This is a genomic window from Actinocorallia libanotica, from assembly GCF_039525175.1.
In the GTDB taxonomy this organism is placed as follows: Bacteria; Actinomycetota; Actinomycetes; order Streptosporangiales; family Streptosporangiaceae; genus Actinocorallia; species Actinocorallia libanotica.
The window spans coordinates 96,173-118,987 of record NZ_BAAAHH010000003.1; the positions used below are offsets into that span (position 1 = coordinate 96,173).

Sequence of the window (22,815 nt, forward strand, 5' to 3'; positions counted from 1 at the left end):
CGGGTGGGGGCGGGGAGTGCGTTGACGGAGGAGAGCCTCAGTGGCGGCCGCGGCGGCAGTCGTAGGTGAAGGTCGCGGCGTCGGACAGGGCGGGGCTCGGGGAAAGGACCTGGACCTTCGCCCAGCCCGTGTAGCCGCGGCCGTCCATGCGCCAGAAGCTCCGGTCGACGGGGAGGGTCTGGGGGCCGGGGGCGGGGAAGTGCAGGGTGCGGGCGAGGTCGGAGGTTCCGTTGCTGCGGGTCCAGCGGTAGGTCACGGTGACGGGGCCTCGGGAGACCGAGATGGAGCCGGAGAAGGTGAAGGCGGATCCTCGGCGGCGGCAGGAGGAGGCGGTGGGGGAGACGGACGCGGCGGCCGACAGGGTGAGGGGCGGTGTCTGGGCGATGAGGACGGTCACCTTGGAGCCGGGCTTGACGGAGGATCCGGCGGGCGGCGTGGTGCTGAGGGCGGTGCCTTCCGCGGCCTCCGTGGTCTCCTTGACCGCGCGCTCGGGGACGAGCCCGGCGGCTTGCAGGCGCTGGGCGGCGGCCTCGTAGGAGGAACCGGCGACGTCGGGGACGTTGACGTCCTTTACCGGCGGGGTCTGGGCGACGTACAGGGTCACGGAAGCGCCCGCCGCGAGCCGTACGCCGGGCTTCGGGTCGGTCGAGATGACCTGGCCTTGAGGGACGGAGCCGTTGCGCTGCGGTACGACGACGGGTTTCAAGGCCGCGTCACGGAGGGTCTGCGCGGCCCGTTCCTGCGGCATGAGCGTGACGTTCGGGACGGGGACGGTCGTGTTCGCGGCCGCCTTGGCGACGTAGACGGTCACCTGCGAGCCGCGTTCGACCTCTGCACCGGCGCTTGGAGCGGTGGAGAGCACCTTTCCCGGCTCGCCTGCGTCCTCCCGATCCACGCGGCGAAGCGTCAGCCCCAGACCCTGGATGACGGTCTCGGCCTGGGCGTAGGAGCTTCCCCGGACGTCGGGGACGGTCACCGCGTAGACAGGTGACCGCTGCGCGACGACCAGGCCCACCAGCGCGTCGCGGCCGACCTTCGTGCCCGCCGCCGGATCGGTCTCGATGACGGTGCCGGCCTCGTGCTTCAGGGACTGCTTGAACATCACGTACGGCACGAGTCCCGCGGCCCGCAGCTTCTTCTCGGCGGCCGCCTGCGGGGCGCCGACGACGTCCGGGACCGTGCCGGTCTCCGCTTCGGCCGCGAGGGACGAGGCGGACGGCCGCATGATGGCCTTCGAGTCCTCCGAGACGCCGGACGGCCGCGTCAGGAACACGATGAGACAGGCGAGCAGGCCGAGGACCACGGCCACCAGGAGGGCTTTCCCCACCCTGCCCGACAGCAGTGAGGCCTTCCCGGACCGGCTCGGCGTCCGCTCGGCGGCGGCCACCGCGGCGACCGGGACCGCCTTCTCCTCCGCTACGGTCGCCCCTTCACCACCCGACGTCTCCTCTGCGGACTCCGCAACCTCCGCCGACTCGGCCGCATCCTCCGACAACGCCCGCACGGCCAACTCGGCGACCGCAATGGCGAGGAACCGCCGCCCGCGCTGCTCCCAGTCCTCCCCGTACGCCTCGTCCGCGACGGCTTGCAGTTCCTCAGCGAGCTCCAGCGCATTCGCCGTACGTTCGCGGCGGTCTTTCGCAAGCCCCTGCCGCAGCAGCCCGCGCACCGCCTCCGGCACGTCATCCACCGGAATGGGCGTCCGAGAATGCAGCTCCTCCAGCTCGGCGACCGAGTCCGCCGGATAGGGCGGCCGCCCGGTCAAGCACTCGAAGAACATCACCGCCGACGCGTAGACATCCCCCACCGGCAGCACAAGCCGGTACCGCCACCGCTCAGGCGGCAGGTACGCAGGCACGCCGCCCTTCTCGACCTGCTCCCCCGACCGCGGCACGACCCCGAAATCCACCAGCGCGGACACGCCCTCAGCGGTGATGAGCACGTTCTCGGGCCGAAGATCCCGGTGCACCACCCCCACCTCATGCGCACAGGAAAGCCCCCGCAACGACCCCTTCCACACGGCCAACGCCGCTTCGGGCTCCAGTGAGCCACGCGAAACGAGCACCTCACGCAACGAAACCCCGTCGACGAGGTCCATCACGACCGCGACCCCGTCATCGCCCTCGACGCACTCCCGCACCCCGACGACGTGCTCGGACTCCACCCCCGCGAGCAGCTCCGCCTCCTTGCGGAACTCCTCCCGGAACCGCGTGTCGCCGACCAGCCCCTCCGCCAGGTACTTGACCGCCACCAGCGACGCCCCGTCCCCGTCCACCGCCATCACGACGCGTCCGGAAGCCCCCGCCCCCACCTCCCGCAGATCCCGCCGCCCCGGAACCCACCCACCCACCGCAAGGTCCATCCGTATCCCAGTCTCAGTCGCACAGAACGTGCACGTTCAGCCAGCCCTGCGGCAGTAAACCGCACGAAGGGCCCGCGAAACATGAAGGCGGGACAACGTTTCCGAAACTAGATCTATCCCCCGTTCTGACCAGACGTCTCACCCTCCTCCACGAACGAGGGCAGTACCCCCAAGAGTGCGCTCACCCGCGTGCGCAACACCCCGTACTCCTCCCCGCGCCGATGCCGCCGGTGACGAGGCCGCTCGACGACTCGGGCGCCGACGACCTCCTGCCCCTCCCGGAACTGCTCCCGGGTCATGTCGAGCTCGACCCCGCTGCCCAACCGGTTCCACCAGTGGTACCCCTGCGGCAGCCCGCCCGCGGAGTACACGTCTCCCACCATGAGTTCACCGCCGAGCAGGTCGTGCACGACCAGCGCCGTGATGTCGCAGTGTCCCCATGCGGGATTCTCGGTGGTCCACGGAGCCCGCTCCGCGTCGTCCGGCGAGCAGGTGTCGGCCGCCCAGGAGGTGCGCAGCGCTTGATCGATCTCCAGCAGGCTCCAAGGTCTCATGGCCCTGAGCATTCCAGCCTGGGGTGACACCGGCGGGCCCGCTCCTACGACCGGCCGCCGGGCCGGCACGGCGAGTCGCGTGCGAAGGCCGTGCCCGGTACGGGGGTGCTTGGCGGGTGGGGGCGGGGCGGGGTGCGGTGCAGGTTTTGAAGGTCGCTTGGGCTGGTGGGGCGGGTGGGGCGGGGATAAGGGGTGGGCCGAGGCCTTGTAGTGGGTGGTTCATGGGGTGGTCGGAGGTTTGGGGTGGAATCCGGGGTTTCTGGGAGCTGGGAGCTGGAGTAAGAATTGTCGTCTTTTCTGTACGGGCTGGGGCGGTGGGCGGCTCGCAGGTGGGCGCTGGTGGCGGCCGTGTGGCTGGCGGTGCTCGCGGTGGCCGGGGGTGCCGCGCTGGTGCTGCAGAAGGGGCTGGACGACACGTTCACGATCCCCGGGTCGCAGTCGCAGGCCGCGTTGACCCAGCTGAAGCACGTCTTTCCCGAGCTGGCCGGGACCTCGGCGCAGATGGTGCTGGTGATGCCCGAAGGGGCACGGGTCCGGACGCCGCGGGTGGAGGCGGCGGTCGCCGGGGCGGTGGGGGAGATCCGGACGGTGGGCCAGGTCGCGGGCGTGTCGAGCCCGTTCGGCGGGATCACCAGGGACGCCGTCTCCCCGGACGGGAGGGCCGCGATCGTCACGGTGCCGCTGACGGTCCAGCAGGCGCAGGTCGAGCCGCGGACGAAGAGCGAGCTGACGGCGATCGGGGAGGGGCTCGCCGCCCGGATCGGGGGCGGGGCGCGCGTGTACACCGGCGGCGACGCCTACACCGACAACGTCCCGGGGATCAGCGCCACCGAGGGGATCGGGCTGCTGATCGCGCTCGTGGTGCTGTTCGCGGTGTTCCGGTCGCTGCTCGCCGCGGCGCTGCCGGTCCTCTCGGCCGTGTTCGGGGTGGGGGTCTCGGCCTGCCTCATCCTGGCGGCGACGCGGTTCACCCCGATCTCCTCGACCGCCCCGATGCTCGCGGTGATGATCGGGCTCGCCGTCGGCATCGACTACGCGCTGTTCATCCTCTCCCGCCACCGCGACCAGCTCGCCCAGGGCCTGGAGGTCCGGGAGTCGGTGGCGCGGGCGATGGCGACGGCGGGTTCGGCCGTCGTCTTCGCCGGGACGACGGTCGTCCTGGCGCTGCTGGGGCTGTCGGTCGCCGGCATCCCCTTCCTCACGACGATGGGCCTGGCCGCCGCGGTGGGCGTGGTGATCGCGGTATCGGTCGCCGCCACCCTGCTCCCGGCGCTGCTCTCGGCCGCGGGGGAGCGGTTGCGGCCCCGCAAGAAGGCCGCCGCGCACCAGCGCAGGACGCCGTTCAGCCGCCGCTGGGTCCGCCTGGCCACGAAAGTCCCGTGGGCGACCACCGCGCTCATCGTCGTCGGGCTGGGGCTGTGCATCCTGCCCGCCCGCGAACTGCAGTTGGCGCTGCCCGACAACGGCAGCCAGAAACCGGGCAGCGCGGCGCGCACCACCTACGACGTGGTCTCCGAGTACTTCGGACCCGGATACAACTCCCCGCTGCTGCTGACCGCGCAGGTCCTGGACAGCGACGACCCGGTCGGCGTGACCGACCGGCTCGCCGACGACGTCCGGCGGATCCCGGGCGTGGCGGCCGTCCCGCTGGCCACCCCCGACCCGAAGGGGATCGTCGCGGTCGTCGAGGTGATCCCCGAGCGGGGCGGCGACTCGGAGTCGACGAAGGACCTGGTGCTGCGCCTGCGCGCGGACGGCGACCGGTTCGAGCGGGAGTACGGGACGCGGACGGCCGTCACCGGCATCACCGCCGTCGGGATCGACGTGTCGGACAAGCTCGGCGCGGCCCTCGTCCCGTTCGGGGCGCTGGTCGTCGGCGTCTCACTGGTCCTGCTCGCCATGGTCTTCCGGTCGGTCGCCGTCCCGGTCAAGGCGGCGCTGGGCTACCTGCTGTCGGTGGTGACGGCCTTCGGGGCCGTGGCGTTCGTGTTCCAGCTCGGCCACCTCACCGGCCTGCTGAAGGTGACGCACACCGGCAGCGTCATCAGCTTCCTGCCGATCATCCTGATGGGCGTCCTGTTCGGGCTGGCCATGGACTACGAGGTCTTCCTCGTCTCCCGCATCCGCGAGGCGTACGTGCGCACCGGGGACGCGACGGGCGCGATCGAGTCCGGGTTCGTGTCGGCCTCGACCGTGGTCACGGCCGCCGCGCTGATCATGACCGGGGTGTTCACCTCGTTCATCCCCGAGGGCAGCGCGACGATCAAGCCGATCGCGTTCGGGCTGGCCGTCGGCGTGCTCACCGACGCCTTCCTCGTGCGCATGACGCTGGTACCCGCGGTGCTGCGGCTGCTCGGCGACCGCGCCTGGTGGCTGCCGCCCCGGCTGGACCGCAGGCTCCCGCACTTCGACGTCGAAGGCGCGGGCCTGGAACGGGAGCTGCGCCTGGCGGACTGGCCGGAACCGGGATCCGCCGAGCTGGTGAGCGCCCAAGGGCTGACCGCCCGCGACGACCGGGGCGCCCCCGTCTTCACCGATGTGCGCCTGCACCTGCGGCCCGGCCAGGTGCTCGTCGTCTCGGGGGAGGGCGCGTGCGGCAAGTCGGCGCTGCTGCACACCCTCGCCGGACGGGTGAGGTCCTTCGAAGGCGACCTCAAGACGTGCGGCCACCTGCTGCCGCAGCACGCCGGAGCCGTCCGCCGCGAGGTGGCGCTGGTGCGCTGCCGCGAGTCGGCCGACCCCGGCGGAGAGCTCGGCGCGGCGCTGCGGGACGGGGCGCGGCTCCTCCTCGTGGACGACCTCGACCTGGTCACCGGGCCGCACCAGCGGGCCCGGCTGGCGGAGCTGTTCGCCGAGACCGCCGCCGTCGTCACCTGCCAGGACGCGGCCTCGGTCGAAGGGCTGCTGCCGTCGGACCGCACGGGCGTCCTGTCCCTCGCCCCGGTACCCCAGGAGGCCGGACGTGCCTGACGGGAACCTCCGCAGATCGCCCGCCTGGCGGGTCTGGGCCGGCCTGCTGCTGCTCACGCTCCTGGTGCTGGGCACGCTGACCTGGGCGTTCTGGAACCCGGCGGTCGACCACGGGACGGCCAAGGCCGCGGTCGTCGACCTGGACCGGCCCGTCACGGTCGGGGGGAAGACGATCCCGCTCGGCCGGGAACTGGCCGACAGGCTCGTCAACGGGCCCGACCGGCGCTACGCGTGGGAGGTCACCGACGCCTCGGACGCCGCAGAGGGGCTGCGGTCGGGCCGGTACGCGGCCGTCGTCACGGTGCCCGAGGACTTCTCGAAGAAGGCGACCTCCTTCATCGCGGGAAGCGCGAAGGACGCGACGCAGGCGGTGTTCTCCGTCCGGACCTCGGCGGCCGCCCGGCCCGCCGACCCCGGGCTGAGCCACGCCGTGGTGCAGGACGCGTTGGCCTCGCTGAACACGACCGTGGTCGAGACCTACCTTGACGGCATCTACGTCGCCTTCACCGAGATGCACGACAGGCTCGGCGAAGCGGCGGACGGGGCGGCGAAGCTGGCCGAGGGCGGCAAGGAGCTCAAGGGCGGGGCGGAGCGCCTCGGCTCCGGCGCGACACGGCTGGCGCGGGGAGCCGAGGCCCTGGACGCCGGAGCCGGGCGGCTCGGCGAGGGCGCGGACTCCCTCGCGACGGGCCTGGGCTCCCTCACCACGGGGGCCGAGCGGCTCGAAGCGGGCACGGAACGGCTGGGCGAGGGGGCGCAGAACCTGGCCACCGGCGCCGGCCGGCTGGCGGCGGGAAGCACCCGCCTGGCCGCCGGGGTCGGCGCCGTCGACAGGAACCTGCTCCGGGCGGAGAGCCGGGCGGCCGAGCTGCCGGGCCTCCTGGAGAGGCTGGCCACCGGGACGCGCAGGGCCGCACGAGGCGACGCCGTCACGGCCGGACGGATGGTTCCCGTCGCGAACAGGGTGCTGCGGACCGTCGACCGGATGCCCACCCAGCAGCGGCTCTCCGCCGACTTCCACCGGCTCGCCACCCGCTGCGCTCCCCGGCAGGGGAGGCTCTGCCGTTCGCTGAAGGGCTTTTCGCACCGGCTCGCCGCCACGGCGAAGACCACCACGGCATTCAGGGCGAAGGTCCGCGCCAGGACCGTCAGGCTCAAGAAGAGGCTTCGCTCCTTGGAAGGATCCGGGGGAAGGGCCGCGGTCGACGCCGAGGATTTCGTCGTCTCCTCACCGGCTCTGGCACGGGACCTCGAACAGGCCGCGACGGGCGCCAGACGGCTCGACGCCGGACTGTTCCGGCTCCGTTCGGCCACCGGCACCCTGGCCCGGGACGTGAACCGGCTGGAAGCGGGAACGGAGACCCTGTCCGCGGGCGTCTCCCGGCTCTCGGCCGGAGCCGGGAGACTCGCCACCGGAACCCGTCAAGCACTCGCCGGTTCCAGGCGGCTCGCTTCCGGCGCGGAGTCCCTGCAGACCGGCGCGGGCACCCTCGCGGAGGGCTCGCGTTCACTGGTCACGGGCACCGAGACCCTCGCCAAGGGCGCCGGACGCCTCGAAACGGGGGCGCGCACGCTCTCCAAGGGCCTGGCCGAAGCCCAGAACGAGGTCCCGTCCTACACGGAGGCCGAACGGAACCACCTCAAGACCGTCGCGGCCACCCCGATGAAGAGCCGGTGGACGGGCGAGGCCGGCTTCGGCAGGGCCGCGGCCGCCTTCTTCCTGATACCGGCGCTGTGGGCGTGCGCGCTCGGCGCTTCGCTGCTCCTGCGCGCGTTGCCGCCCGGCCTGCTCACCTCGCGCTCGTCCATCCGGCGCCTCCTCTACCGGACCGTGGCCTCCACCGTCCCGGCCGCCGCGATCGGCCTGGCCGCCGGAGCGGTCCTGGGCCCGCCGCTGGGCCTCGGCCCCGGTCGCTGGGCGGCCCTGGCGGCGGCGTCCGCCCTGATCGCGCTGACCTTCACCCTCGTCTGCCGGGCGCTCGCCGCGGCCCTCGGCGGCCTCGGCCTGCTGCTGGCCGCGGCCGTCCTCGTCCTCACCCTGGCGGCGGGCGTCCTGTCCTCGATTCCCGGCGCCGTGGCGTCCCTGAGCACCCTGCTGCCGACCCACGGGGCGGTGCTCGCCGTCCGCGCCCTGGTCCTGCACGCTCCGGGCCTGCCCACCGGCCTGCTCCACCTCCTGACCTGGCTTCTCCTGGCCCTGGCCGCCCTGGCCTTCACGGTCGTCCGCCGCCGCTCCCTGCGTCCCAGGGACCTGCGCCTCGCCACGGCCTGATTCCGGATCAGGCCGTGGCGAGGCGCGGGGCGTTCGGGACTCAGTTCTCGCGGCCTCGGACGAGGTAGTCGAGGACGAGGCCGATGACGGTCAGGCCGCTGATGACGTTGACGACGGTTCCGTACCAGGTGCCGTCGAACAGGATGCTCACGGCGACGTTGACGGCGATGACGAGGCCGAGGAGGAGCCAGCGGAGGGTGTTGTTCACAGAGGATGCCTTTCAGGAGAGGTTCGGGGAGGTGCGGCGGCGCAGGACGAACCGCGCCGGGAGGACGATGGCGGCGGCGCCGGAACCGGCGACGCCCAGGAAGAGCAGCCCGGCGCTCACGGGGGAGACGGCGGGGAGCGGCAGCCCGGCGACGACCCAGGCGAAGGCCGTGAGGGTCACCGCGGCGATGAGGGAGCCGATGACGACGCCGGTGCCCAGGACGATGACGGCCTCCAGGCGCACCATGCGCAGGACCTGCCGCCGGGTGGCGCCGACGAGGCGGAGCAGGGCGAACTCGCGGCGGCGGGCCGCCGTCGCCAGGGCCAGGGTGGTGACCAGGCCGATGACGATGAAACCGGCGATGGCCACGACGACGACCTGGCTGAAGAAGCCCTGGAGTCGGAGCGTCCGGGAGAGGTCGGCGTCGAACGCGGTGCGGTCCACCACCCGCGCGCCGGTGTAGGCGGCGGCGACCGGGCGGAGGTCGGCGTTCCCCTTGACGAGGACGTGGTCGTCCAAGGCCGTGGTGGAGTGCGCGGTGACGAGGTCGTGCGGCAGGAGGACGTCGCCGAAGCCCAGGCCGCGGTCGTAGACGGCGACCACGCGGAGGTCGGCGCGGGTGCCGTCTCCCAGCCAGAGCGGGGCCGTCGAGCCGACGCGCAGGCCTCCGGCCACCTCGCGGCTGAGGGCGACGGTGTCGCCGCGCAGGTCGGCGAGGCGTCCGGCGGACGCCTTCGGGTCCATCGTCGCCGCGGCGTCCGCGCCGACGCCGCGGGCGGACAGGGACCTCAGGGTCTGCTCGCCCAGTTCGCGGACGGCCATGACCACCGTGGTGGACTTGACCGGGGTGGCGGCCGTGACGCCGGGCTGCCGGCGGACGGCATCGGCGGCCTCGCGGGGAAGCCCGGGCGCGATCAGGATCTGGTCGGCGAGATTGCCGTCCGCGGCCTGCGCGGTCGTCGCGCGCACGACCGTGGACTGCGCGAACAGCTGCGTCCCGGCGAAGGCGATGGCCAGCGCGACCGGCGTGATGATCGAACCGGCGCGCAGGGCCGCCGCGGCACCGGCGTGCTGGGCCAGCCGGCCGGTGACGGGCGCCGCCAGCCGGACCGCGCCTCCCAGCACCCGGCCGCCGAGCCGCGCCGCCAGCGGGCCGAGCAGGGCGGTGGCGATGATCAGTGAGAGGACCAGGCCGCTGACCGAGGCGAGGGCGACGGCTCCGCCCGCGGCCATCGACGTCCCGAGCGCGCTCAGCCCGAGGAAGAGGAACACCGTCCCGGTGGCGACGCGCCACCGGGGCAGGCCGGAGGGTTCGGCCGCGCTCTCGCCCAGCGCCTGCACGGGCCGGATCCGCGACAGGCGCGAGGACGCCACGAGCACGGTGAGTACGGCGATGAGCAGGGTGATCGCGAACGCCGCCAGCGCGGGCAGCGGGCTGAGCGACACCCCGAACCCCCGCGGCAGAACGCCCCTGTCGACCATCGCCGAGTGCATCCGGGCACCGAGCGCGAGCGACCCGAGCCCGCCGAGCAGCGCGGCGGGCGCCCCGACGGCCCACGTCTCGCGCATCAGCTGCCGACGCACCTGACCGGGCGTGGCTCCCACGGCACGGAGCAGCGCGAACTCCCGCGCCCGTTCCCGCACCACCAGGACGAGCAGCCCGCCCACGACCACCAGCGCCGTCATGACGGACGCACCGCCGAGCGACGCGCCCATTTCGAGAACGTCCCCACGGGCGGAGGCCACGGACAGGTCCTCGGCGTCACCGCGCGCCGATCCCGTGGCCACGGTGAGCCCGGGTACGGCCGCACGCAGAGCGTCCAAGGACACCCCGGAGCCCGCGAACACCGCCAGAACATCGGCCTCACCGGGATGCCCGTACAGCGCCGCCGCCGTCTTCGCGGTGAAGAACGCCGTGTCAGGCCCCGACGAGACCAGCCCGACGACCCGGTACGGCTGCGGCCTTCCATCGGCCTGCAACCGGACGACCTGCCCGAGGGCGGTTCCCGCCGACGCGTGAAGGACGACCTCGTCCGCCGCCTGCGGAGCCCGCCCGGCACTCAGCTCATAGGGACGAAGGGCCGCGGACTCCCAGCCGTGCCCCGCCAGGATCCGCCCCGACTCCGCCAGGACGGGGAACGACACGTCCGCCACCACGTTCTCGACGCCGGGAACATCCCGCAGCCGCTCGACGGCCGAGACCGGCACACGAGCCCGCTCGGCCAACGGCCGGGACTGCTTCGCCGGCCCTTCACCGAGCCGCTTCACCCGCGTCTCGACGTTCTGCGGCCCCGTCACGACGGCGGCGGCCGCACCGAACCGCTCGACCGGTGCGTGCGCCCGCCACGCGGACTCCAGCAGCACCCCGCACGCCCCGATGAGCGCCGCGGCGAACGTCAGCGCCACGAACACCCCGGTGAGAGCACCCTTCTTCACAGCGTCTCCCAACGGGCCGCGACGGTGGCGGCGGAAGGGGAGGCCAGTTCGTCGACGATCCGCCCGCCGCTGAGGAAGAGGACGGAGTCGGCCCAGGCGGCAGCCGCGGGATCGTGGGTGACCAGGATGAGCGTCTGTCCGGTCGCGTCGACCGTCTCGCGCAGGAGCCGCAGCACGTCGCGGGCCGTGCGGGGGTCCAGCGCGCCCGTCGGCTCGTCGGCGAAGACGACCTCGGGCCGGGTCACGAGCGCGCGGGCCAGGGCGGCGCGCTGCTGCTGGCCGCCCGACAGCTCGGACGGGCGGTGCCGCAGCCGGTCGGACAGCCCGACGCGGCGTACGACCTCCTCCAGCCAGGCGCGGTCGGGACGGACGCCGCCGAGGCGGAGCGGGAGCGTGATGTTCTGCTCGACGTCCATGGACGGGATCAGGTTGAAGTCCTGGAAGACGTAGCCGATGCGCTCCCGGCGCAGCCGCGTCCGCTTCGTCTCGCCGAGCCGGCCGATGTCCACGCCGCCGATCCGGACGGTGCCCCCGGTGGGCCGGTCGAGCCCGGACGCGCAGTGCAGGAAGGTGCTCTTGCCCGACCCGGACGGCCCCATGACGGCGGTGAAGCCGCCGCGCGGGAACGTCCACGTGACACCGTCCAGCGCCCGTACCGAGCCGTAGGTCCTGGTGACCGCGTCCAGGCCGACCGCCTCCGCGGTCGCCTCGGCCGTGATGGTCATGATCCTCCTCCGTCGACACTGTCTCTCACCTGGTCGAATCTAGATTTCGCGGGCTCAGGGCACATGGGCGCGCTCTCCCGAATCGATGGTGTAGCGGGCTACACCATCGGCCCGGGAGCGGAGCGTGCTGTACCGGCGCCGGTCTGCGCCTACCGTGGACGGCGAGATGAGCATGAACCACGCAACGAAGATCAAGAAGGTGCTGCGGCGCAGCGCGGACGCGACGGGAGACCTGGTCTCGGGCCTGCGCACGGCACTGCCCGCGATGCTCGGCCTCGCGCCGCTCATGGCGGTCCTGCTGCTGCTGTTCGCCACGCTGCCGTGGCTGCCGCAGGCCGCACGGCCGCTGCAGGCGCTGGCGAACACCGAACGGCGCAGGGCCGGACGCCTGCTGGGCCGCGAGATCCCCGAGCCGTACCGGCCTTCGCACGCCTCCGAACTGCAGCAGGGCATCATGATGGTGCGGACCGCCACCTTCTGGCGGGACGCCGTCTGGATGGCGGTGCACGGGTTCACCGGCCTGATCGCGGCCGTGCTCGCGGTCGGAGTGTGGGCGGGGATCCCGTTCACCCTGTCGCTGCCGCTGTGGTGGTGGGCGGCGCCCGAGGGCTCCCAGAGCGCGTTCATCACTCTGGACAGCTGGCCGAAGGCGCTGACGATGCCGTTCGTCCAGGGCGCCTTCTACGTCCTCATCCTGGTCTGGCTGGTGCCGCGGCTCGCGCGCTGGCAGGCGCGGTTCGCCGAGCTGATGCTGCGGCCCGTCTCCCGGACCAGCCTCGCCGAGCGGGTCGAACAGCTCACCGAGACCCGCGCCGAGGCCCTGGAGGCGCACGGAGCGGAGCTGCGCCGCATCGAACGCGACCTGCACGACGGCACCCAGGCGCAGCTCGTCGCCGTCGCGCTGCGCCTCGGGCTCGCCGACCGCCGCTTCGCCACCGACCCGGAGGCGGCCCGCGCCCTCTTCCTGGAGGCCAGGGACGGCATCGAGGAGGCGCTCACCCAGCTGCGGACCGTGATCCGCGGCGTCTACCCGCCGATCCTGGCCGACCGCGGCCTGGCCGGGGCCCTGCGCGCCCTCGCCGCCGGGCAGCCCATCCCCGTCGAGACCGAGGTCGACGAGGGGCGGGTGCCCGCGCCCGTCGAGACGGCCGCCTACTTCGTCGTCGCCGAGTCCCTCACCAACATCGCCAGGCACAGCGGCGCCTCCCGCGCGTCCGTCGCCGTCCGCCGCGCACCGGACCGGCTGCTGATCACCGTGCGGGATGATGGCAAGGGCGGCGCCGACGAAGGCGGCGGCAGCGGCCTGGCGGGCATCCGCCGCCGGGTGGCCGCGTTCGACGGGACCACCCGCCTGGACAGCCCGGACGGGGAAGGGACGACGATCGAAGTGGAACTGCCGTGCGGGTTGTGATCGCCGAGGACAACGTCCTCCTGCGCGAGGGGCTCGTCCTGCTCCTGAACTCCGAGGGCCACGAGGTCGTCGCCGTCGCCGGCACCGGACCCGAGGTGCTCCCCGCCCTGCTGGAGCACCGGCCCGACGCCGCCGTCCTGGACGTCCGGCTGCCGCCGGGGTTCCGCGACGAGGGGCTGCGCGCCGCGATCCGGGCCCGCCGGGAGCTGCCGGGCCTGCCCGTGCTGGTGCTGTCCCAGTACGTCGAGGAGACCTACGCCGCCGAGCTGCTCGCCGGAGGCGCGGCGGGCGTCGGCTACCTGCTCAAGGACAGGGTGAGCCGGGTCGACGAGTTCCTGGACGCCCTCGGCCGCGTCGCCGGCGGCGGCACCGCCCTGGACCCCGAGGTCGTCTCCCAGCTGATGACCGCCCGCCGCGACCCCCTCCAGGCGCTCACCCCGCGCGAACGCGAGGTGCTCGGGCTGATGGCCCAGGGCCTGGACAACACCACCATCGCCGCCGCCCTGGTCATCACCGAGCGGTCGGTCAGCAAGCACATCGGCGCGGTGTTCGCCAAGCTCGGACTCCCGCCCACCGACAGCGGGCACCGCCGCGTCCTGGCGGTCCTGGCCTACCTCAACGCCTGACGCGACGAGCCCGCGCGCCGCACGCGGTTAGGAGAGATCCCCGTCCGGGGACCCTCAGATGCGTGGACGTTGAGGACGAACTGCGGCGCAAGACGTTGAAGGCGGGGCACCGGCTGCTGCTGGTGCTGCTGGCGGCCCTGGCGGTCTGGGCGCTGTGGCAGGTGCGGACCGTGACGATCCCCGTCCTGCTGGCGGTCTTCATCGCCTCGGCCACGGTGCCTCCCGCGCACTGGCTGATGCGGCGCGGGGTGCATCCGGCGGTGGCCACCACCGTGGTATGGCTCGGGCTGATCGCCGTGGGGGCGCTGCTGGTGACGCTGCTCATCCCCATCACCCGGGACGGGATCGACGACCTGGCGTTCGACCTCGACACGTTCATCGCCGGGATCCAGAGCACCGCCGCCAGGTTCGGCGTGGACCAGGGGCAGCTGACCGACCTGGGCGACCAGGCGCGGCAGTGGGTCACCGAGCGGTCCGGGCGGATCGCCGGGGGCGCGCTCACCGGCGTCATCGCCACCGGCGAGGTCGTCATCGGCGCCGTGCTCGCGCTCGTCCTGGCGATCTACTTCACCCACGGCGGGCCGAACCTGGTCGCCTGGCTCACCGCGCTGCTGCCCGAGTCGTCCCGCGAGGAGACCCGCGCGGGCGGGTCCATCGTCTTCCACGTCGTCGGGCGGTACATGCGGGGCGTGGCGCTGGTGGGCTTCGTGGACGGGTTCTTCATCGGCCTCGGCCTGCTGATCCTGGGCATCCCGCTCGCGATACCGCTGGCCATGCTGACCTGGATCGGCGCCTTCCTGCCGATCGTCGGCGCGTTCCTCGCCGGGCTCCTGGCCGCGGTCGTGGCGTTCGTCGCCAAGGGCTGGCTCGCCGCGCTGATCGTCGTCGCCCTCACCGTCGCGGTCCAGCAGATCGAGGGCCACATCCTGGCCCCCCAGATCTACGGGCGCGCCCTGGACCTGCCCGGCTCGGTCATCCTCATCGTCATCGCCCTCGGCGGCACCCTCGCCGGCATCGCCGGCGCCTTCCTGGCCGCCCCCGTGACCTCCGCGGTGGTGGCCCTGCTGCACCACCGCGCCGAACTCCGGCAGGCCGCCCGCAAGGGCCCGGAGCCCGCGGACTGACCCCGCCTGCGGGACGGCCCGGACGCCGCGGCGTTCGACCCTGTTCGCCCCTGACCGACGGCGTAAGATCGATCTTCCCTTTCGCCTTCGTGATTCCGGTGGAGCATGAGCGACAGTCCGAACACCCTCCCGCCGCGGCCCGAGGCCGCCGTTCCCGACACGTCGGTGCCTTCCTCGGCCCGCATGTGGAACTACTGGGCCGGCGGCCAGCACTACCACCGCGTGGACCGGGAGACCGCCGACGCGGCGGCCTCGCTCTATCCCGAGATCCCGCGCATCGCCCGCGAGGCCCGCCGGTTCCTGGGCCGCGCGGTCACCTACCTCGCCGAGGAGGCGGGCATCCGGCAGTTCCTCGACCTGGGGTGCGGGCTGCCCGCCGATGCCGACGTCCACGAGATCGCCCGGCGGGTCGCGCCGGAGCCACGGGTCGTCTACGTCGACAACGACCCGCTCGTCCTCGCCCTGTCGGGTTCCCGCACCGAGGGGGGCTGCCGGTACGTCGACTCCGATGTCAGGGACACGGCGTACATCCTCGGGCGGGCCGCCGAGGTGCTGGACCTCTCCCGGCCGGTCGCGGTGCTGATGCTCGGCATCCTGGGCAACATCGCCGACGACGCCGAGGCGGCCTCGATCGTGGAGCGGCTCACCTCGGGCCTTGTGCCGGGCAGCCACCTGGTCGTCAACGACGGGATCGACACGCCTGAGCGGGTGGCGGCCGCGGCGCGGCACAACGACCGGCACTCCGGTTCGGCGTACCACAACCGCAGCCCGCAGCAGATCGCCTCGTTCTTCGACGGCCTGGAGCTGGTGGAGCCCGGCCTGGTCTCCACCCCCCGGTGGCGGCCGGAGGGGGAGGCCGGGCCGGTCGAGGAGATCGGTTCGGTCTGCGGGGTGGCGGTCAAGAGGTAGCCGCCGGGGGATCGGTCAGGCGCCCGCGCCGACGTAGGCGCGCAGGTGGCGGGCGGTGGGGGTGTCGGCGGTGGCGACCAGGTCGGCGGGGGTGCCGGTGAAGACGACGCGGCCGCCGTCGTGGCCGGCGCCGGGGCCCAGGTCGACGATCCAGTCGGCGTGGGCCATGACGGCCTGGTGGTGCTCGATGACGATGACGGTGTTGCCGGCGTCGACGAGGCGGTCCAGGAGGGCGAGGAGCTTGTCGACGTCCGCCAGGTGCAGGCCGGTGGTCGGCTCGTCGAGGATGTAGGTCCGGCCCTGCTCGGCCATGCGGATGGCGAGCTTGAGGCGCTGGCGCTCGCCGCCGGACAGGGTGGTGAGGGGCTGGCCGAGGCTCAGGTAGTCGAGGCCGACGTCGTGGAGGCGGTCGAGGACGGCGCGGCCGCGGCCCGTGGGGAAGAAGTCGCGGGCCTCGGCGACCTGCATGGCCAGGACCTCGCTGATGTCCTTGCCGCGCAGCTTGTAGGTGAGGACCTCGGGGGTGAAGCGGCGGCCCTCGCACTGCTCGCACACCGAGGCGACGCCCGCCATCATCGCCAGGTCGGTGTAGACCAGGCCGATGCCCTTGCACTTGGGGCAGGCGCCCTCGGAGTTGGCGCTGAACAGCGCGGCCTTGACCTTGTTGGCCTTGGCGAACGCGGTGCGGACGGAGTCGAGCAGGCCGGTGTAGGTGGCGGGGTTGCTGCGGCGCGATCCCCGGATGGGCGACTGGTCGACGGTGACGACGTCCTCGCGGCCGCGGAGCGAGCCGTGGATCAGGGTGCTCTTGCCCGAGCCCGCCACCCCGGTGACGACGGTCAGCACGCCCAGCGGGAGGTCGACGCTGACGTCCTTCAGGTTGTGCTGCGAGGCGCCGGTGATCGCCAGGGCGCCCTGGTGCGGGCGCACCTTCTCGCGCAGCCGGGCGCGGTGGTCCAGGTGCCGGCCGGTGAGCGTCCCGGACGCGCGGAGCCCGGCGACGTCGCCGGTGTAGCAGATCCGGCCGCCCGCCGCGCCCGCGCCGGGGCCGAGGTCCACCACGTGGTCGGCGATCTCGATCACCTCCGGCTTGTGCTCGACGACCAGCACGGTGTTGCCCTTGTCGCGCAGGCGCAGCAGCAGGTCGTTCATCCGCCGGATGTCGTGGGGGTGCAGCCCGACGGTCGGCTCGTCGAAGACGTAGGTGACGTCGGTGAGGCCGGAGCCCAGGTGCCGGACCATCTTGACCCGCTGGGCCTCCCCGCCGGACAGGGTGGCGGACTCGCGGTCGAGGCTGAGGTAGCCCAGGCCGATCTCGACCAGGGAGTCGAGGGTGTCGCCGAGGGCGGCGAGCACCGGGCCGACCGACGGGTCGTCGATCTTGCGGACGAACTCGGCGAGGTCGCTGATCTGCATCGCCGCGCAGTCGGCGATGTTGCGGCCGTCGATCCGGCAGGCCAGCGCCGCCTCGTTGAGCCGCGCCCCGCCGCAGGCCGGGCAGCGCTCGAACTTCACCGCCCGGTCGACGAACGCCTTGACGTGCGCCTGCATCGACTCGCGCTCCTTGGCCAGGAACAGCCGCTGCACCTTCACCACGAGCCCCTCGTAGGTGATGTTCATGCCCGCGTGCTTGATCTTCGTGGCCGGCTTGTGCAGGAGGTCCGCCCACTGCTCGGGCGTGTAGTCGCGGAGCCTGGCGTCCGGGTCGAACAGGCCGGACTCGGCGATGGTCCGCCAGTACCAGGTGTCGACGCCGAAGCTCGGAACGGTGATGGCGCCTTCGTTGAGCGACTTGTCGCGGTCGACCAGCTCGTCCACGTCGATCCGGGAGACGCGGCCGAGCCCCTCGCACTCGGCGCACATGCCCTCGGCGTTGTTGAAGCTGAACGCGCTGGACGTGCCGGCGTACGGTTCGCCGATCCGGCTGAAGACGATGCGCAGCATGGTGTGCGCGTCGGTGGCGGTGCCCACGGTGGAGCGGGCGTTGGCGCCCATGCGCTCCTGGTCGACGATGATCGCCGCGCTGAGGTTGCGCAGCGCGTCCACGTCGGGCCGCCCCGGGCTCGGCATGAACGACTGGATGAACGCCGTGTACGTCTCGTCGATCAGGCGGCGCGACTCGGCGGCGATGGTGCCGAACACCAGGGAGGACTTGCCCGAGCCGGACACCCCGGTGAAGACGGTGAGCCGCCGCTTGGGCAGGTCGAGCGAGACGTCGGCGAGGTTGTTCTCCCGGGCGCCGCGGACCTCGATGACGTCGTGGCCGTCGGCGGGCAGGGAGCGCGCGCCGGGGGAGTCGGACGTGCTGCTGGACAGGGTCATACCGGGCGTCCTCCGAACACTTTAGGGCGTATAGAGTTAAGGATGGCATACTAGGAGAAGGGTCGGACACTTTATGCTCTAAGGAGTTCGCGTTGACGGTCTACGCCGCGCAGGGCGACCCGCGCCGCTCGATGGCCCTGCTGTGGGGCGCCCGCGACCCCGGCCGGCGCCCCGGTCCCAAGCAGGGCCTGAGCGTCGAGCTGATCGTGGCGACGGCCGTCGCCGTCGCCGACGAGCAGGGGATGGCCGCGCTGTCCATGCGCGCCGTCGCCGAGCGCCTCGGCCGCACGGCCATGGCCCTCTACACCTACGTCCCCGGCAAGAACGAGCTGGTCGACCTCATGTACGACCGCGTCCACGCCGAACTGCCCGCCGAATACGGCCTCGGGGACGGCTGGCGCGCCGCCATGGCGGCCTGGGCGGACGACCTGTGGGACTTCCACCTCCGCCACCCCTGGACGCTCCAGGTGTCGCAGGCCCGTCCCATCCTGGGCCCGTACGAGTACCGCGCGCTCGAGACGTCCGTGCGGATCCTGCGCGAGAGCGGCCTCCCCGCACCCGCCCTGCGCCGCCACATCTCGGCTCTGCACCACTTCGTCCGCGGCGCCGCCCGGACGGCCGCGGAGGCCCGCCTGGCCACCGCGGCCACCGGCCTCGCCGAGGACGAGTGGTGGTACGCGCGCTCCGCGGCCTTCGAAGAGGTCGTCCCCGACTTCACCGACCGCTTCCCCGTCCTCAGCTGGATGGAGAGCGAGCGCGCCTTCCAGATGGCGGACGAGACCGCCCCCTATCTGGAGCAGGAGGCGCGGGAGGCCTTCACCGCGGGCCTGGCCGCGCTCCTCGACGGCGTCGAGGCCGCCTCGGCCGGGCGGGGCGGGCCTTGACCCCGGTGTTACAGTGGGGGCAGCGAAGGGGAGTAGTCCCGAAACACCGGCTGGTCGACATACTGGATCTCTACGGAGCTCCCGGCCACCGGGCCCCGTCAAGGGGTGGACGAGACCTTCGGCCAAGGCATGACCCTGCCCGCGCGAGGTGCGCGGGCGGCTCCCTCATGCCGGGCCGAACGGTTCCCCCGCCGCCCCGCCGGGCGTCGCCCGAGCCCGCAGGCCCGGCCCTGCAGAAAGCGCTCGCGCATGACTCTCGACCCCCTGGCGATCCTGGCCGCCTTCGGGCTGATCTTCCTGGCCGAACTCCCGGACAAGACGATGTTCGCCTCCCTGGCGATGGGCACCCGCATGCGCCCGCTGTACGTGTGGTTCGGCACCTCCACCGCGTTCCTCGTGCACGTCGCCCTGGCCGTCGGCGCCGGCGGCCTCCTGGGCCTGCTGCCGGACATGGCGGTCAAGCTGGTCTCCGCCTCCCTGTTCGCCTTCGGCGCCTTCGTCCTGCTGCGCGGCGGCGGCGATGACGACGAGGCCGAGGGCGGCGGCAAGATCATCACCGGCTTCTGGCCCGTCTACACGACGGCGTTCATGGCCGTCTTCATCAGTGAATGGGGCGACCTCACCCAGATCACCACCGCCAACCTCGCCGCCTCCAAGGGTCTGCTGTCCACCGCCATCGGCTCGGCGGCCGCCCTCATGACCGTCTCCGCCCTGGCCCTCCTGGCCGGCCGCTTCATCGCCTCCCGCGTCCCCCTCAAGGTCGTCCAGCGCTTCGGCGGCGTCTGCATGGCGGCCCTCGCCACCTGGACCCTCATCGAGGCCTTCACCGGCTGATCCGCCTCCGGTACGCCCGAGGGCGAGAAGGCGGTGAAAACGCCTTCTCGCCCTCGGGGGGAGCCGCGGGGAGGACGGGCCTCCCCGCGGGGTGTCACGCGGGACGGTGCCGGACGGCCTCGGGGAAGTGGGAGGCCAGGAGGTCGGGGGACTCCGTACGGCCGTCGAGGACGCGGTTGATGCGGTTGACGGCCTTCCATCCGGCGGTGCCGCGCCGGAGGTGCCAGTGGTTGGCGGTGGCGCGGCGGACGGTGAAGCCGTCGGGCGTGTTGACGATCATCAGCGTGTAGCAGACGGCGGTGGCCTCGTCGCCGTCCAGGGTGATGTGCGGCGGCCCGGCGAAGTGGGCGCAGCCGCCGCTGATCCAGTTCTGGTGGTTGCGGGAGCGGACCATGCCCGAGAGCTGGTCGCGGCCCTGCATGTAGATCTCGTCGACGTCGTAGACGCCGTCCTCCTCCCACAGCTCGGCCACCTGCCGGTCGCAGCCGCTGTCGACGAGGGGGGCGTAGGAGAGGATCAGCCTGGTGATCGCCTGCTCGTCCTCCAGCCGCCGGAGGCGGGCCTCCATGGCGGCCAGGCGCTGCTCGACGTCGCTCACAGCTCCTCCTCGAAGGTCAGTTCCCACTTGTCGGCCAGGCCGCGCAGCGCGGCGAGCTGCTCGCAGTAGTGCTCGGCCGAGGTCGCCTTGATCCGGACGCCGGCGATGGTCGCGCCCGCGTCGCCCAGCGCGCGCAGGGCGGATCCGGCGGCCTCGGGGGAGCCCAGCGGGTCCAGTGCCCGGGTGGGGGAGAGCACCACGTCGAAGCGGTCCGGCAGTTCGACCTTGCCGAGCATCTCCTTGAGGGCCTCCAGCGGCAGCCCGAACGGCACCCAGCCGTCGGCGTTCGCGGCGCGGCGCAGGGAGCGCAGGGTGCGTCCGCCGATCCACAGCGGCACCTGCTCCTGGACGGCGTGCGGCTCGACGACCATGCCGGAGAAGGAGTAGAACTCGCCCTGGTAGGACGGCTCCCGCCGGGACAGGGCGGCGCGCAGCGCGGCCAGGGCGTCGTCGGCGCGGGCGCCGCGGCCGGCGAACTCGGCGCCCAGCAGCGCGAACTCCTCCTCCAGGCTGCCCACGCCCAGGCCGAGGACGACGCGGCCGCCGCTGACGGCGTCCAGGGTGCCGTAGCGCTTGGCGATCTCCAGCGGGTGGTGGTAGCCGAGCACGAGGACCTGGGTGGCCAGGCGGACGCGCCGGGTGCGGGCGGCCAGGTAGCCGAAGGTCGCCAGCGGGTCCCAGTAGACGCCTCCGCGCTGGGCGGCGGCCTCGGCGGGGACCGCCACGTGCTCACTGCAGGTGAGGTGGTGGTAGCCCAGCCGGTCGGCGGTCTCGGCGATCGCGCCGATCTCCGCGATGCCCGCCGTGGCCTCCCACGCGCCGTGGCCCAGGGGTGGCTGAGCCACCACGGGGGTGATGATGCCGATCCGCATCCGTGGTCCTTCCTCGTCGGCGATGAGCCAGTTATCAGAAAACGTTCTAGTCTGTGGAGGCCGAGGTCGAGGGGGGTGTTCCCACCTGCCGGAAACCTGCTGGTAACGAGTTAACCAGGCAAGACGTATCCTCTTCCCAAGCAGGGGAGCGATTGCTACATTCTGGTTAACGAGAATTCATTTCAGTCGCATGGGAGGGTGCGGTGAGCGAGCAGACCACACAGACCACGGTGCGCGACGAACCGCCGCCGTCGATGGTCGAGCGAATGACCCTCATCCTCGACGCCTTCAACGGGCGCTCGGCACGGCTGACCCTGGAGGACGTGGCCCGCCACACCCGGCTGCCGCGCTCCACCGCCCACAGGATCCTCGACCAGCTGGTCCGCCAGTCCTGGCTGGAGCACAATTCCTACGGCTACGCCCTGGGCCGCCGCGCCCTCGGTCTCGGTGGGCAGGACCGCGGACACGGCAAGCTCCGCGAGGCCGCCGCCCCGCTGCTGCACGAACTGCAGATCACCACCGGTCTCGTCGCCCACCTGGCCGTCCTGGACGGCTCGGAGATCTTCTACCTGGACAAGGTCGGCGGCCGGTTCGCCTCGTCCGTGCCCTCCCGGGTCGGCGGCCGCGCCCCCGCGCACTCCACCGCGCTGGGCAAGGCGATCCTGGCCTGGCTGGAGCCCGAGGAGGTCGACGAGAAGACCGGCGGCGGGCTCAGCCGGCTGACCAGCCGCACCATCGGCGAGCTGGGCACCCTGCACCAGGAGCTCTACCGGGTGCGCCAGCGCCGCGGCCTGGCCTTCGAGCGGGGCGAGTCCGTCCCCAACATCGCCTGCGTGGCGGCGGCCGTCCGCGGCCCGGAGGGGCCGGTAGCCGGCATCTCGCTGGTCGGGACCCTCAACACCCCCCTGGAGAAGGTGGCGCCGCTGGTGGCGTCCGCCGCCCGCGAGATCGCCCAGACCCTCTTCCCCGGCACCGCCTCGCCGCGCCGGGCCCCGGGTCGCGCCCCCCGGAGCCGGTCGGCCGCCGCCCACGAGAGCGGCACCTGGTCGGCCGAGACCATGAACCGCCTGCTGGCCCTGGACGGCCGAGGCGACTGGATGTGAGCGGCTCAGCCCCACTGCCCGCTGCCGAACCACATCTCGGGAGTGAGCAGCGGGGCCGGCTCGTCCAGGCCGAACCTGCTGCGGAAGAAGACCATCGGCCGGCCGTCGTTCACGTGCTCGACCTCCAGGATCCGGCCGATCACCACGTCGTGGTCGCCCTCGGCGTGCACCGAGTGCACCGAGGCGTGGACGCGCAGCAGCACGCCGGGCAGGGAGGGCGTGTCCCACCGGGACGTCTCCCAGTCCAGTCCCTGGTACTTCAACCCCTTGCTCGACCCGAACCTCCCGCACAGGTCCTGCTGGTCCTCTCCCAGGATGTTCACGCAGAACCGGCCGGAGGCGCGGATGAGTGGCCAGGTGCGGCCACGGTGGTCGGCGCAGAACAGCACCAGCGGCGGCTCCAGGGAGACCGACGCGAAGGACTGGCACGCGAAGCCCACCGGCTCGGCGCCGTCCATGCCGGTGATCACGGTGACGCCGCTGGCGAACTCCGCCATGGCGCGCCGGAAGGCGGCGGGGTCGAGCTGGGGGAGACCGGTGAGCGCGGGTTCGGCTGTCATGGGGATCACCTCGGGTCCTCGTGGCGGGCGCGGCCGGCGAAGGCT

General features: G+C 73.0%; 18 protein-coding genes. 9 read left to right on the forward strand and 9 right to left on the reverse strand.

The window, feature by feature from the left end:
- Window positions 1-37: 37 nt before the first annotated feature.
- Window positions 38-2,350: a PASTA domain-containing protein gene (locus tag ABD140_RS05695; protein WP_344237467.1), complete on the reverse strand. Its 2,313-nt coding sequence runs from the start codon at window positions 2,348-2,350 to the stop codon at window positions 38-40.
- Between the two features lie 125 nt (window positions 2,351-2,475).
- Complete coding sequence (locus ABD140_RS05700) at window positions 2,476-2,916, reverse strand: YunG family protein (protein WP_344237469.1); 441 nt, start codon at window positions 2,914-2,916, stop codon at window positions 2,476-2,478.
- A gap of 285 nt (window positions 2,917-3,201) precedes the next feature.
- On the opposite strand from ABD140_RS05700, the gene ABD140_RS05705 reads away from it, so the two are divergent.
- A complete protein-coding gene (locus ABD140_RS05705) occupies window positions 3,202-5,886 on the forward strand; it encodes an MMPL family transporter (RefSeq protein WP_344237471.1) in 2,685 nt (894 codons plus the stop codon).
- A complete protein-coding gene (locus ABD140_RS05710) occupies window positions 5,879-8,158 on the forward strand; it encodes a hypothetical protein (protein WP_344237472.1) in 2,280 nt (759 codons plus the stop codon). Before ABD140_RS05705 ends, ABD140_RS05710 begins: the two co-directional genes overlap by 8 nt.
- A gap of 40 nt (window positions 8,159-8,198) precedes the next feature.
- Here ABD140_RS05710 and ABD140_RS05715 read toward each other — a convergent pair whose 3' ends face one another.
- The 3 genes from ABD140_RS05715 to ABD140_RS05725 are packed head-to-tail and all read right to left on the reverse strand — an operon-like array spanning window position 8,199 to window position 11,527.
- Entirely contained in the window at window positions 8,199-8,366 is a 168-nt protein-coding gene (locus ABD140_RS05715) for a hypothetical protein (RefSeq protein ID WP_344237474.1), read from the reverse strand.
- Between the two features lie 12 nt (window positions 8,367-8,378).
- A complete protein-coding gene (locus ABD140_RS05720) occupies window positions 8,379-10,802 on the reverse strand; it encodes an FtsX-like permease family protein (RefSeq protein WP_344237476.1) in 2,424 nt (807 codons plus the stop codon).
- A complete protein-coding gene (locus ABD140_RS05725; protein ID WP_344237477.1) occupies window positions 10,799-11,527 on the reverse strand; it encodes an ABC transporter ATP-binding protein in 729 nt (242 codons plus the stop codon). Before ABD140_RS05725 ends, ABD140_RS05720 begins: the two co-directional genes overlap by 4 nt.
- Window positions 11,528-11,699: 172 nt before the next feature.
- Between ABD140_RS05725 and ABD140_RS05730 the strand changes: the two genes are divergently transcribed.
- From ABD140_RS05730 to ABD140_RS05745, 4 genes are all read left to right on the forward strand, one after another.
- On the forward strand, window positions 11,700-12,938 hold the full coding sequence (locus ABD140_RS05730; RefSeq protein ID WP_344237479.1) for a sensor histidine kinase: 1,239 nt from the start codon (window positions 11,700-11,702) through the stop codon (window positions 12,936-12,938).
- Window positions 12,926-13,564, forward strand: coding sequence for a response regulator (locus ABD140_RS05735; protein WP_344237481.1), 639 nt, complete (start codon window positions 12,926-12,928; stop codon window positions 13,562-13,564). The genes ABD140_RS05730 and ABD140_RS05735 overlap by 13 nt, the downstream gene beginning before the upstream one ends.
- Window positions 13,565-13,626: 62 nt before the next feature.
- Window positions 13,627-14,688: an AI-2E family transporter gene (locus tag ABD140_RS05740; protein ID WP_344237483.1), complete on the forward strand. Its 1,062-nt coding sequence runs from the start codon at window positions 13,627-13,629 to the stop codon at window positions 14,686-14,688.
- 105 nt (window positions 14,689-14,793) lie between these two features.
- Window positions 14,794-15,597 carry an SAM-dependent methyltransferase gene (locus ABD140_RS05745; RefSeq protein WP_344237485.1) on the forward strand — a complete coding sequence of 268 codons (804 nt, stop codon included), beginning with the start codon at window positions 14,794-14,796 and terminating at the stop codon, window positions 15,595-15,597.
- Window positions 15,598-15,612: 15 nt separating this feature from the next.
- Here the strand turns inward: ABD140_RS05745 and ABD140_RS05750 are convergent, their stop codons facing one another.
- Window positions 15,613-17,919, reverse strand: coding sequence for an ATP-binding cassette domain-containing protein (locus ABD140_RS05750; RefSeq protein ID WP_344237487.1), 2,307 nt, complete (start codon window positions 17,917-17,919; stop codon window positions 15,613-15,615).
- Window positions 17,920-18,011: 92 nt separating this feature from the next.
- On the opposite strand from ABD140_RS05750, the gene ABD140_RS05755 reads away from it, so the two are divergent.
- Together ABD140_RS05755 and ABD140_RS05760 are read left to right on the forward strand one after the other, a co-directional pair.
- Window positions 18,012-18,803, forward strand: coding sequence for a TetR/AcrR family transcriptional regulator (locus tag ABD140_RS05755; protein WP_344237489.1), 792 nt, complete (start codon window positions 18,012-18,014; stop codon window positions 18,801-18,803).
- A gap of 249 nt (window positions 18,804-19,052) precedes the next feature.
- The gene (locus ABD140_RS05760; protein WP_344237491.1) at window positions 19,053-19,637 is read left to right on the forward strand and encodes a TMEM165/GDT1 family protein; all 585 of its coding nucleotides are present in this window, start codon (window positions 19,053-19,055) and stop codon (window positions 19,635-19,637) included.
- Between the two features lie 94 nt (window positions 19,638-19,731).
- On the opposite strand, the gene ABD140_RS05765 is transcribed toward ABD140_RS05760, so the two are convergent.
- Complete coding sequence (locus ABD140_RS05765; protein WP_344237492.1) at window positions 19,732-20,235, reverse strand: nuclear transport factor 2 family protein; 504 nt, start codon at window positions 20,233-20,235, stop codon at window positions 19,732-19,734.
- Window positions 20,232-21,107: a TIGR03619 family F420-dependent LLM class oxidoreductase gene (locus ABD140_RS05770; RefSeq protein ID WP_344237494.1), complete on the reverse strand. Its 876-nt coding sequence runs from the start codon at window positions 21,105-21,107 to the stop codon at window positions 20,232-20,234. Before ABD140_RS05770 ends, ABD140_RS05765 begins: the two co-directional genes overlap by 4 nt.
- 203 nt (window positions 21,108-21,310) lie before the next feature.
- Between ABD140_RS05770 and ABD140_RS05775 the strand changes: the two genes are divergently transcribed.
- Window positions 21,311-22,210: an IclR family transcriptional regulator gene (locus tag ABD140_RS05775; protein WP_344237496.1), complete on the forward strand. Its 900-nt coding sequence runs from the start codon at window positions 21,311-21,313 to the stop codon at window positions 22,208-22,210.
- A gap of 5 nt (window positions 22,211-22,215) precedes the next feature.
- On the opposite strand, the gene ABD140_RS05780 is transcribed toward ABD140_RS05775, so the two are convergent.
- Window positions 22,216-22,770 carry a flavin reductase family protein gene (locus ABD140_RS05780; protein WP_344237498.1) on the reverse strand — a complete coding sequence of 185 codons (555 nt, stop codon included), beginning with the start codon at window positions 22,768-22,770 and terminating at the stop codon, window positions 22,216-22,218.
- Window positions 22,771-22,815: the final 45 nt, after the last annotated feature.